We start from the raw sequence: 11,965 nt of genomic DNA, 5'->3' as shown, positions 1-11,965 counted from the left end.
ACCCGGGAGGGGCCAACCTGCTACCATGAATCAGGCGGCTTCTGCGCTGAATCCCCAGTCAGAACGCCCCTTTGGCAGGAGTTGCGTCGATGGCGGCAGAGCTCCGAATCAGCCCGCGCGAGCGGCTGATCCTGACGGCTGTTCTGGAGATGTATATCGCGACCGGCGAGCCGGTGGCGTCCCAGTCCGTGGCTCGTCTGTATGCCGATAAAGAGGGAATGAGCTCGGCGACCATCCGCAACGTGATGGCGGCGCTGAGCGATGCCGGCCTGCTGGAGCAGCCACATACGTCGGCTGGTCGCATCCCAACGGCGAAGGCCTTTCGCTTCTATGTAGAGCACCTGGCCGGGGCAGCGCGCGCGGCGGGCGCGGCAACGCAACTGCCGCCCGAGAAGCGGGAGGAGATCGACGCCTGCTTTGCCGGGGTGACCAGCCGGCAGCACTTCCTCGAGCGCACGTCGCATGTGCTGGCGATGATCTCGAGCGGGGTCGGGGTGGCGACGTCGTCGCCGGAAGAGTCGGAGCTGCTGGAGCACATTCATTTCTCGCGGCTGGGCGCGCAGCGTGTGCTGGCGGTGGTGGTGACGCGGGGTGGCACGGTGCTCGACCGGGTGCTGCAACTGGATCACGATCTCACGCAGGGGGAGCTCGAGACAGCGGGCAATTTTCTGAATGGCAACTTTCGCGGCTGGTCGATCGAGCGGACGCGGGCGGAGATTGCGCGGCGCATGGAAGAAGAGCGCAGCGAGTATGACCGGCTGATGCAGTCGCTGCATGAGCTGGTGAGCAAGGGCGCGCTGGCGGAGAACCGGGCGTCGCAGATGATCTTTGTCGAGGGCGCGGCGAACCTGGTGCATCAGGACGTGGACCGGGAGCGGCTGCGCGGGTTGCTGGGCGCGCTTGAAGCGAAGCAGCAGTTATTCGAACTGCTGAGCGCCTATGTGGACGCGCGGCAGCAGGCGGTGCGGGTGGTGGTGGGGTTGGAAGATGCGATGGCGGACATGGAGAATATGGTGCTGATCGGCACAGGCACGCGGCTGGACGCGGAGAGCGTCGGGACCGTGGCTGTGCTGGCGCCGACACGCATTCGCTACAACGAGACGATCCAGGCGGTCTCCTACATCGCGCATCTCTCGGAGCGCATTCTGCGAACACCGCGCGGCTGACAGGATCGCTGGATGCGCCTTAGACATCTGCACTCACGAGACACACACAGCAAATTACTCAAGACAGAACGAGCGAGAACCAGAGAGCTATGGCTATGACTGACAACGCAACCGAGACAACGACAGACAACGCAAGCACGAGCACGAACCCCGAAACTGCGAATCCGGAGAGCACGAGCGCGGCCGCGGGCGCCGAGAGCACGACGGAGACGGCTGGCGGACTGCGCGAGCAGATCGAGCAGCTGCGCGCTGAGCGCGACACGCTGGTGGACCGGCTGGCGCGCCTGCAGGCGGAGTTTGAGAATGCGCGCAAGCGCGAAGCACGCGAGCGCACCGACTACCGCGCGTTTGCGGTGGCCGATGCGGTGGAGCAGTTTCTGCCGGTGCTCGACAACTTCCGGCTGGCGCTGAGCTCGACCGGGTCGGTGGAGCAGATGCGCACGGGCGTGGAGCTGATCGCGAAGCAGATGGACGATGTGCTGCGCTCGCTGCATGTGACGCCAGTTGAGACAGTAGGGCAGCCGTTCGACCCGCGGGTGCATGAGGCACTGGACAGTGTGGAGCGTCCGGACCTGCCGGATCATCAGGTGATCGAGGAAGTGCGCCGCGGCTACCGCATCAAGGAGCGGCTGCTGCGCCCCGCGCTGGTGCGCATCTCCGTGAACCCGCAGCTTACGCAGGCGTAGCGGACAACGCGCGACCTGCAGCGAAGACCCTGGAAGCATGAGAGTGGCCGGCTGACCGTGCGAATCGGGCAGCGAGACAGAAAGCAGTTCAGGAAAAATGGCGAACGTGGCACACATCGACTACTACGAAGTTTTGAACGTAACGAAGGACTGCGGTGAGCAGGAGCTGAAGACGGCCTATCGCAAGCTGGCGATGCGGTATCACCCGGATCGCAACCCGGACGATCCAGAGGCGGAGGATCGCTTCAAGCAGGCAAGCGAGGCGTACCAGGTGCTGAGCGATCCGCAGAAGCGTGCCGCGTACGACCGCTTCGGTCCTGCGGGCGTGAGTGCCGGGGGCGGAGCAGGCGCGGGCTTCCCGGGCGACATGGACCTGGGCGACATCTTTGGCGACTTCTTCGGAGAGATGTTCAACGTAGCCGGGGCGGGCCGCGGCGGACGCGCCTCGCGCGCGCAGCGCGGCCGCGATATCCGCTACGACCTGGCCATCGACTTCGAAGAGGCGGTGTTCGGCAAGACGACCTCGGCGACATTCAAGCGCATGGACATGTGCACGGACTGCCGCGGCTCCGGCAGCGCGCAGGGCAAAGCGCCGAGCACCTGCCAGCAGTGCGGCGGCCGCGGCCAGGTGCGCTTCCAGCAGGGCTTCTTCTCGATCGCGCGCACGTGCCCGGTGTGCAGCGGCACCGGCCAGGTTGTGACCGAGCCGTGCCCGACATGCCGTGGCGAGGCACGCGTCGAGCACGAGCACACGATGGAGGTGAAGATTCCGGCTGGTGTCGAGGACGGCACGCGCATTCGCTACCAGGGCGAGGGCGATGCCGGACGCTTCGGCGGGCCGGGCGGCGATCTCTACATCGTGCTATCGGTGCGGCCGCATGCGTACTTCGAGCGCGAGGGACACGATCTGCACTTCGCGGTGATCGTCTCGTTCCCGCAGGCGGCACTGGGCGCGGAGATCTCGATCCAGACACTCGAAGGCGAGACCACGCTGAAGATTCCTGAAGGGACGCAGAGCGGGCGCGAGTTTCGGCTGCGCGGCAAGGGTGTGCCTTACCTGAACGAGCGCGGACGCGGCGACCTGATCGTGCAAGTGGTGGTGGAGACGCCGAAGAAGCTGACCAAGGCGCAGCGCGAGATGATCCAGCAGCTTGGCACGACACTGTCGAGCGACAACCGCGCCACGTCGCGCACGCTGATGGACAAGATGAAGGACCTCTTCAGCTAGGCGAGCGGCAGGTCGCGCTTACGAACGGCTCTCCGGATGCGGAGAGCCGTTTTCTTTGGCATCGTGTTCGTGGACACTCTCGAGCGCCGCTGAGGCGATGGCCAGCGCGGCGATGGCGGCGGTCTCGACGCGGAGGATGCGCGCGCCAAGGGTGGCGCTCTGCCAGGCGTGCTCGCGAAAGGCGGCGAGCTCGGCGGGTGTCCAGCCGCCTTCGGGTCCGATGGCGAGCACGCGCTCGCGGCGGTCGGCGAGGGAAGCGGGGGCGCTGAGGATCTGTAACAGGGACTGATCCTGCTCGGTTTCGGACAGCAGGATGCGGTGGGGTGCGGTGATGACGGCGAGCACGGGTGCGAGCCGCGCGGGCTCGGCGATCTCCGGCAGATCGCTGCGGCGGGATTGCTTTGCGGCCTCGAGTGCGATGCGACGCCAGCGCTCCGCGCGCTTCGCGGCAGACTGCGCGAGGTGCTTCTCCGTGCGATCCGCGAGGACGGGGAGTATGCGGCTCGCCCCGAGTTCGACGGCTTTCTCGATAGCCCACTCCATGCGATCGAATTTGAAGACGCTGAGCACGAGCGTGAGGGGAAGCGTGGCGGCGGTCTCTGCTTCCGCAAGCAGGGTGAAGTGCACGGCATCGCGCTCGACAGTGGCGATGCGGGCGTGGAAGGCGCGTCCTCCGGCGACGATGTCGTACTCGGTGCCGACTTGCGCGCGAAGCACGCGGCCCAAGTGCTGCGCCTGTTCTCCGGTGACAGTGGCGGTTGAGTCAGTCCAGTGGTCGGCGATCCAGCGGCGGCGCGTCATGCGACGACTTTAACGTTTGCGAGCGGCGTGTGCAGAGAGCGCATGCGGAGTGAGTGAGAGACAAAGAAGGCTGCACGCAAAAACACCTCGGGGGACGCTTGCCTGCGTCCCCCGAGGTGCTACCGGTTAGGTTGGACTTGCTTACTTCTTCTTCGCTGCCTTCTTTGCCGCCTTCTTGGCCGGCTTCTTGGCTGCCTTCTTCGTTGCCATGGTGTCTATTCTCCCTTTGACTGCAACGCAGTTGTTGCAGTTACGGAATGTATAGAGTGGGCGTGATTGAGTGTCAAGAAAAAAATGGCGTTCGCGTGCGCTTCTGTTGCGCATTGATAGGCGATGACGCGAACTCTGCAACTAGTGTGGGAGACGATGCAACACATGCGCGGTGAAGTAGAGCACGAAGCCGCTGAGCGCATCGTGCCACGCATGCGCGAACATGCCCGCGCGCAAGCTTCTGCGATAGTGCGCGAGCAGACCGAAGAGCGCGCCGAACAATGCGATGAGCAGCGCGCCGCTGACACCTTCGTAGAGATGCGCCGCGCCGAAGATGAGTGCAGCGATGGCGATGCCGACGCCCGTGTTGCGTGTGATGGCGCTGAACTGCTGCTGCAGATAGCCGCGAAAGATCAGCTCTTCGCAGATACCGGCCGTGATGCTGAGCAGCAGCCACGCAAGCAGCTCGAGCGGTGATGCGGGCGCGAGCTTGCTGACGATGCCGCGCACATCTTCCGGATGAAGGCGCGCGACACGCAGCAATGCGCCGGCGGTGCCGAGCACGATGAGCGATCCAAACCAGAAGCCAAGTCCGATGGCGATGTCCATCCAGAACTCGCTCGCGCCGGAACGCCGCACACCGAGCAACCGGCGCAGCGGAACACCGAGAAGGCGGATGCCCCACACGATGACGGCGAGCAGGATCCATTCGTAGACGAAGGTGACGGCATAGGAGGTCAGGTGTCCGAATCGCGCGGACATGGGTGCGGCGCGATGCGCATCCACGTGAGCGCCCCACGCGCTGAGCAGCGAGATGCCGAGCAGCAGAACGATCACGAGCGTGGTGTGCCAGAGCGGCGCGATTGTTGTGAGCGGCTGAGAGTCGCCGGGCGCTTGCGTGTCAGGCTGCTGTGGACTCAATGGAATGCCTGGCTCGTGCACGCTTGGCCTCAGTTCGCGATCGCGCGATGGGGGACTGCTCGCGTTGCCGCCGGTTTTCGGACCCTGCTATCTTCACACGTTGGCCCTGGCAGCCTGCACGGAGCAGGGCTGCGGGAAGCGGAGTCCGTCATCATGGAAGAAGTTGTCATCGTCTCTGCAGTGCGTACGCCGATCGGGCGTTTCCAGGGTTCGCTTGCGTCGTACAGCGCAGTTCGGCTGGGTGCGCTGGCTGTGGCCGAAGCGGTGCGTCGCGCGGGTATCGATCCGGCGACGGTCGATGAATGCATCATGGGCAATGTTGTGTCGGCGGGGCTGGGACAGAATCCTGGACGACAGGCTGCCCTCTACGGGGGACTGCCTCCAGCGGTCAGCGCGATGACCATCAATAAAGTATGCGGCTCCGGGTTGAAGGCCGTCGGGCTGGCGGCGCAGGCGATCCAGACTGGCAATGCGGAGATTGTGGTCGCGGGCGGCATGGAGTCAATGTCGAACACGCCGTATCTGCTGCCGCAGGCGCGTAACGGAATGCGAATGGGCGACAGCAAGGCTGTCGACTCGATGATCATGGATGGCCTGTGGGACGTGTTCAACGACTACCACATGGGTCTGACGGGCGAGAATGTGGCGCAGAAGCACTCGATCACGCGCGAGCAGCAGGATGCGTATGCGCTGGCGTCGCACCAGAAGGCCGTGGCCGCGGAGCGGAATGGCGCGTTCAGCGAAGAGATGCTGCCGGTCGAAATTCCGGCGAAGAAGCGGGGCGAGACGCCGGGCCGTCTCGATCGCGATGAGAGTGTGCGCGAGGATGCATCGCTTGAAGCACTGCGCGCGCTGAAGCCGGCGTTCCGCAAGGATGGCACCGTGACGGCGGGCAATGCGCCGGGCGTGAACGATGGCGCGGCTGCCCTGGTGGTGATGTCGGCGCGGCGCGCAGCGGAGCTGAAGCTGGAGCCGTTGGTGCGCATCCGCGCGCAGGCGACGAGCGGCATCGATCCGCAGTGGGTGATGCTGGCGCCCGTCATCGGCGTACAGCGCGTGCTGGCGAAGGCGGGCTGGACGAAAGAGCAGGTCGATCTCTACGAGTTAAACGAGGCGTTCGCAGTGCAGGCGCTCGGCGTGATGAAGGAGCTGGGCATCGACACGCCAGAACTCGCCGCGCGAGTGAACGTGAACGGCGGCTCAGTGGCGATGGGGCACCCTATTGGCGCCAGCGGAGCGCGGGTGCTCACGACGTTGATCTATGCGATGCGCCATCGCAATGTGAAGCGCGGCGTGGCGGCTCTGTGCCTGGGCGGCGGCAACTCGGTGGCGATGGCGGTCGAGCGCGATTGAGTGAATTTGCATCCTTGCCGCTGCAACAGGCGGCCCTGACCTGCATCCCATGGCAGGAATGATGGGAGCCGAGGCTACAATAAGGCAGCGTTGACGACCGGCGGCGAGACGCACACGCCACGGCGTCCTGGTTTCGAGGAGCGAGAGCTCCTGAGCACAGACTCCGGGCTTCGCTTCCGGTGAACGGTCCGCCAGAGCGCGAGACAACTGGACCCAAGACTGCTCCTCTCCACTGCCTCTGGACCCTGCGGGGAAAGGCCAATCGCATGACACTTTTGCTGGTGCAGATGGCCGTCGTTCTGGTGGTCACGCTTTGCTGTGGCTGGCTGGCGCGCAAGCTGGGGCAGGCGCGTGTCATCGGCGAGATCATCGGTGGCATCCTGCTGGGGCCGTCAGTGCTGGGGCGATTCTTCCCCGGGGCAGCGCACCTGTTCACCCCGCACTCGTTTGCAAACTTCGAGACACTCAGCACCATCGGGCTGATCCTGTTTCTGTTCCTGATCGGCATGGAACTGGATTACGCGCAGCTCTATCGCCAGCGCAGCACGGCGGTGGTGGCCAGCTTCATGAGCATTCTGTTTCCGTTCGCGATGGCGGCGGTGCTGGCTCACTCGTTGCGCGTGCGGTTCGCCCCGCATGGCATTGGGAGCATGCCATTCGTGCTCTTCCTCGGCATCTCGATGAGCATCACGGCGTTCCCGGTGCTGGCGCGCATCCTGGAAGAGCGGCGGCTGCAGGGAACATCGCTGGGCACAACGGCGATCCTGTGCGCAGCGGTCGATGATGTGGTGGCGTGGTTGCTACTGGCATTTGCGCTGGCGCTGATCGGGCAGGACGGCGGGTCGGCGCGTCTCGGCGTACGCATGGCCGGGCTGGTCGTCTACCTGGTGTTCATGCTGGCCGTGGTGCGGCCACTGGCGGCGCTCGCGGTGAAGCGGTATCGCTCGACCGGCCTGTCGCTTGAGCTGCTCGGCGCGGTCGTGGCGTCGGTGTTGTTCTCAGCCGCGGCGACGGACTGGCTGGGCATTCATCCGCTGTTCGGCGCGTTCCTGGCCGGTGTGTGCTTTCCGCGCATTCCGCGCTGGCAGGAGGAGATACGCAACCGGCTGGACATGCTGGTATCTGTGCTGCTGCTGCCGCTGTTCTTTGCGCTGACCGGCATGCGCACGCGGCTGGACCTGCTGGACGACGCGAACATGTGGCTGTGGGCGGGGATTGTGCTGCTCGCAGCAGTGGCGGGGAAGATGGGCGGCGCGATCCTGGCCGCGCGCTGGAACGGACACTCGTGGCGCGATGCGGGGGCGCTCGGCGCGTTGCTGAACACGCGCGGGCTGGTGGAGCTCATCGTATTGAACATCGCCTACAACGCTGGCGTGTTCACGCCCACGCTATTCACCATGCTGGTCGTGATGGCGCTGTTGACGACGATCCTGACCTCGCCGCTGCTGAAGCTGTTCGGTGTCAAGGACGGTCACGAATCGGATCACGAGGTTGAGGCGGCGCGGGCGCACTCAGCGGCTTAGAGGTCAGCACTCGATGACGTTCAACGCGAGGCCGGCGAGCGACGTCTCCTTGTAGCGCGACTGCATGTCGAGGCCGGTTTCGTACATCGTACGGATAACCTGGTCGAGCGAGACCTTGTGCTCATCCTCTTCCGCGAAGGACATGCGGCAGGCGTGCACGGCTTTGACGGCGCCCATCGCGTTGCGCTCGATGCAGGGAATCTGGACAAGTCCGCCGATCGGGTCGCAGGTCATGCCGAGGTTGTGCTCCATGCCGATCTCGGCGGCGTGCTCGACCTGCGCGTTCGTGCCACCCATCGCGGCGACCAGGCCGCCCGCAGCCATTGAGCAGGCGACACCGACTTCGCCCTGGCAGCCGACCTCGGCGCCCGAGATCGACGCGTTCTCCTTGTAAAGAATGCCGATCGCGGCCGAGGTGAGGAAGTAGCGCAGGATGCCGGCCTGGTCAGCGCCCGCGATGTGCTTCGCGTAGTAGTGACCGACGGCGGGAACGACACCGGCGGCGCCGTTGGTCGGCGCGGTGACGACGCGGCCGCCCGCGGCGTTCTCTTCGTTCACGGCCATGGCATAGATGGTCACCCAGTCGAGCGGCGCGAGCGGATCGCCGGTGCCTTTGCCAGACGCGGCCTGTGCATCGAGCCGCGCGGCGAGCCGCTTTGCGCGACGGCGCACACGGAGTCCGCCGGGCAGCAGGCCATCGGTGGCGAGGCCGCGCGTGACGCAACTCTGCATGACGTCCCAGAGATGGAGGATCTCGCGCTCGATCTGCGCAGGCTCGCTGTGGCGGACGGCGCATTCGTTGCGCAGCATCAGCTCCGCGATGGTGAGGTGCGCCTCTGCGGCACGCGCGAGCAGGTCCGCTGCGCTGCGGAACGGATAGGGAAGTTCTGTTGCCGACGCATCGGTGCGGTCGGGGGTCGCGCCATCTTCGATGATGAAGCCGCCACCGATGGAGAAGTACGTCTTGGTGAAGAGCGTCTCGCCGGTGATGTCCAGTGCTGTGAAGCGCAATCCGTTCGGGTGCTGCGTGACTGCGCCGGGCGGCGTCATCTGGTCGCGATGAAAGGCGATGTGCTCGGTGGGGCGGAAGGGGACGACCTGCCGGCCGAGCAGCGGGAGACGGCCGGAGAGGTGAACAGCCTCGACGGTGCTGTCGATGGTGTCGGGGTCGAGCGTGGCGGCTTCGAGTCCGAGCAGGCCCAGCAGGACGGCGCGATCGGTGCCGTGGCCGACGCCGGTGAGCGCGAGCGATCCGTAGAGGTCGACGCGGACCTCGGCGGTCTGCGGGAGACGACCGATGCCATCGAGCGCGAGCAGAAACTCGCGCGCGGCGCGCATCGGCCCCATAGTGTGCGAGCTCGATGGCCCTATGCCGATCTTGTATAGGTCGAACAGCGACGTGGTCACAACCGGTTATCTTAGCAAGCCGACGGGGCAGCCAGTCGGCGATGCGCCGCAAAGGACGGCGCACGAAACGCCACCGTTACAGTTTCAATGGCCGGCCACGTACTCTCAGCCGCTGGCTGGCTCGTTGCTCTGCAACCTTCGTGGCCTGACGGGGGTGTGGGTGCGCTCGATATGCTCAGGGTTGCTGACACGAAGGGCGGCCCCGAGGATGCACTTCAAGGCGTTGAGCGCTGCGGTGTACGGCATCGACGCGCACATCATTGATGTCGAAGTGGACTTTTCGACCATTCAGGTGGCGGAGGATCGCTTTTCGACGGTGGGGCTGCCCGATGCGGCGGTGCGCGAGAGCCGCGATCGGGTGCGCGCTGCTCTCCGCAACTCTGGCTTTTCGCTGCCGCCGACGCACATCACGATCAACCTTGCCCCGGCGGATTTGAAGAAGGAGGGTTCCGGCTTCGACCTGCCGATCGCGGTCGGGATCCTGGGGGCGCATGGTGCGCTCGGGAGCCGTGACCTGAGCCAGTTCTTGACTGTGGGCGAGCTGGGGCTGGATGGCAGCGTGCGCGGCGTGCCCGGAATGCTGCCGATTGCCGTGGCGGCGCGTGCTCGAGGTATCGCGAACCTGATCGTGCCTGCGGCGAATGCACCCGAAGCCGCAGTGGTGGAAGGGTTGAACGTCTATCCCGTGTCTTCGCTGCCAGAGGCGCGCGCACTGATCAACGCAGCGGCGAACGGCGGCATCCAGGTGGAGCCGTACCGGGTGCGTTCAACCGATCTGCTGGCCGCGGCCCAGGACTGCCCGTTCGACTTCAAGGATGTGCGCGGGCAGACGATGGCGAAGCGCGCGCTCGAGATTGCCGCAGCCGGCGGGCACAACATCCTGATGATTGGGCCTCCGGGCTCGGGTAAGACGATGCTGGCGAAGCGGCTGCCGTCCATCCTGACGCCGCTCACCTTCGCCGAGGCACTCGAGACGACGAAGATTCACTCCGTCGCTGGCGTGCTCGATGGGGATCGCGGGCTGGTGACGCATCGGCCATTCCGCGCGCCACACCACACCATTTCTGATGCGGGGCTGATCGGCGGCGGCGCAGTGCCGAGGCCGGGCGAGGTCTCGCTGGCGCACAACGGTGTGCTCTTTCTGGACGAGCTGCCGGAGTTCCCGCGCAACGTGCTCGAAGTGATGCGGCAGCCGCTCGAAGACGGCACGGTGACGATCGCGCGTGCTTCGATGTCACTCAGCTTTCCGGCGCGCTTTATGCTCGCGGCGGCGATGAATCCGTGTCCGTGTGGCTACTTCAACGACAAGAGCCGCGAATGCCAGTGCACCCCGCCGATGATGCAGCGGTACGTGTCGCGCGTCTCCGGCCCGCTGCTCGATCGCATTGATATCCATATAGAGGTGCCGGCGGTGCAGTACCGTGAGCTGCGCGGCGGCCAGGCAAATGAGGGATCGGCCGAGATCCGGGCCCGGGTACTGGCTGCTCGTGAGCGCCAGCATGCACGTTTTCAGTCGGTGGCGATCTTCGCGAATGCGCAGATGAGCACGCGGCAGATTCGCGAATGGTGCGAGCTGCCGCCCGAGGCGGAGCGCCTGCTGGAACGGGCGATGCAGCAGCAGGGGCTGAGCGCGCGTGCCCACGACCGCATTTTGAAGGTGGCGCGCACGATTGGCGACCTGGAAGGAGCCCCCCAGGTGACTGTGCAGCACCTGGCGGAGGCGATCCAGTACCGGACGCTGGACCGGAGCTACTGGGGCTGAAACGGCTGGGGAGTACCCGAACAGGTTCCGGATTTGTGGAGAACCGGGTGTGAACGGACGCAAATTGCACCTTGGTGGCAGCGGATCCGTTCCGCAAACGAATGAAACCATGCCCGTTAGAGGAATCTACAAGGAACCGGAGGCTTTTCCGGGTCCGGTATGAAAAAAGTATTGACCTGAAGCGACCGAGGCTTTAATGTCTTCGGTGCCGGGATAAAAGTTCTCCTCTACTTGCATGGGCCTTCGGGCTCGGCCTGGGGCCCGGAGGAGGATGGAAGAGCGGGAGCAAGGTGGTTTGTGGCTCTGCGCGTCCATGCGGTTCGAGGGGTTTGGCCCACCATCACGCCCGACCGGACGTACTCCTTATAGAAGATGGACAAGATTTACAGGTTGGGATCGGAATTTCTGAACCCTTTCCTCAGTTTTTTCGTCGTACCAATTGCACCGAACCAACACAGACTGAGGCGCCCGCCTCCAATGGTAAAAAGTGCCATGTGGGACCAGCGCCAAGATCGTCCAGGATTGAGAGGATAAAGCCTTCATGCGTTCCGATCTGATTTACGGAGCTCTGAGTCACATCACCAACCGTTACCAGCTATGCCAGCTCGCCTCCAAGGCGACGCGCAAGCTGCACAAGCCGAATACACGTCTGCAGGACACGACCAATGACGTGCTGATCCGCTTCCACGAGGCGAGTCCGATGGCATTTGGCACCCTTGAGGCAGCCCCGGCTCCTCAGCCAGCTACCCAGCAGCGCCGCGCAGCGTAAGCGCGGCCGCCTGCTGCGGCGGCTTCAAGCCCAGCACCCGTAGAGTACGACCCCTCCTGTACGACCCCCTTCCCAACTTGCTCCTTCCAACCTCCCACCGCAGGTGAATTGTGACCATCGCAGAACTAAAAGAAAAAAA

10 protein-coding genes are annotated in these 11,965 nt (G+C 64.9%); 7 read left to right on the top strand and 3 right to left on the bottom strand.

Going from position 1 to position 11,965, the window contains the following annotated elements; translation table 11 throughout:
- Positions 1-89: 89 nt before the first annotated feature.
- The 3 genes from hrcA (at position 90) to dnaJ (ending at position 3,080) form a co-directional block, all read left to right on the top strand.
- Positions 90-1,166 carry a heat-inducible transcriptional repressor HrcA gene (hrcA, locus tag AC5IJH_RS09905; RefSeq protein WP_491902655.1) on the top strand — a complete coding sequence of 359 codons (1,077 nt, stop codon included), beginning with the start codon at positions 90-92 and terminating at the stop codon, positions 1,164-1,166.
- Between the two features lie 95 nt (positions 1,167-1,261).
- A complete protein-coding gene (locus AC5IJH_RS09900; RefSeq protein WP_491902654.1) occupies positions 1,262-1,852 on the top strand; it encodes a nucleotide exchange factor GrpE in 591 nt (196 codons plus the stop codon).
- Between the two features lie 97 nt (positions 1,853-1,949).
- Positions 1,950-3,080, top strand: coding sequence for a molecular chaperone DnaJ (dnaJ, locus tag AC5IJH_RS09895; RefSeq protein WP_491902653.1), 1,131 nt, complete (start codon positions 1,950-1,952; stop codon positions 3,078-3,080).
- An 18-nt stretch (positions 3,081-3,098) separates the two neighbouring features.
- Here dnaJ and AC5IJH_RS09890 read toward each other — a convergent pair whose 3' ends face one another.
- Together AC5IJH_RS09890 and AC5IJH_RS09885 are read right to left on the bottom strand one after the other, a co-directional pair.
- Positions 3,099-3,881 (bottom strand): RsmE family RNA methyltransferase, encoded by a 783-nt coding sequence (locus AC5IJH_RS09890; RefSeq protein WP_491902652.1) that lies wholly within the window; start codon positions 3,879-3,881, stop codon positions 3,099-3,101.
- A gap of 351 nt (positions 3,882-4,232) precedes the next feature.
- Entirely contained in the window at positions 4,233-5,033 is an 801-nt protein-coding gene (locus AC5IJH_RS09885) for a CPBP family glutamic-type intramembrane protease (RefSeq protein ID WP_491902651.1), read from the bottom strand.
- Between the two features lie 132 nt (positions 5,034-5,165).
- On the opposite strand from AC5IJH_RS09885, the gene AC5IJH_RS09880 reads away from it, so the two are divergent.
- Positions 5,166-6,365, top strand: a complete 1,200-nt coding sequence (locus AC5IJH_RS09880; protein ID WP_491902650.1) for an acetyl-CoA C-acetyltransferase — start codon at positions 5,166-5,168, stop codon at positions 6,363-6,365.
- 266 nt (positions 6,366-6,631) lie between these two features.
- Positions 6,632-7,888 carry a cation:proton antiporter gene (locus AC5IJH_RS09875; RefSeq protein ID WP_491902649.1) on the top strand — a complete coding sequence of 419 codons (1,257 nt, stop codon included), beginning with the start codon at positions 6,632-6,634 and terminating at the stop codon, positions 7,886-7,888.
- Between the two features lie 3 nt (positions 7,889-7,891).
- Here AC5IJH_RS09875 and AC5IJH_RS09870 read toward each other — a convergent pair whose 3' ends face one another.
- Positions 7,892-9,295, bottom strand: coding sequence for an L-serine ammonia-lyase (locus tag AC5IJH_RS09870; protein WP_491902648.1), 1,404 nt, complete (start codon positions 9,293-9,295; stop codon positions 7,892-7,894).
- Between the two features lie 208 nt (positions 9,296-9,503).
- On the opposite strand from AC5IJH_RS09870, the gene AC5IJH_RS09865 reads away from it, so the two are divergent.
- Positions 9,504-11,057, top strand: a complete 1,554-nt coding sequence (locus tag AC5IJH_RS09865) for a YifB family Mg chelatase-like AAA ATPase (RefSeq protein ID WP_491902647.1) — start codon at positions 9,504-9,506, stop codon at positions 11,055-11,057.
- A gap of 541 nt (positions 11,058-11,598) precedes the next feature.
- Complete coding sequence (locus tag AC5IJH_RS09860; RefSeq protein WP_491902646.1) at positions 11,599-11,826, top strand: DNA-directed RNA polymerase subunit omega; 228 nt, start codon at positions 11,599-11,601, stop codon at positions 11,824-11,826.
- Positions 11,827-11,965 lie beyond the last annotated feature (139 nt).

Source organism: Candidatus Dedyshia acidiphila (assembly GCF_051025295.1).
Classification (GTDB): Bacteria; Acidobacteriota; Terriglobia; order Terriglobales; family Acidobacteriaceae; genus KBS-83.
Note: the sequence above shows the minus strand (reverse complement) of the source record. Positions and strands in the feature narration are given on the sequence as shown.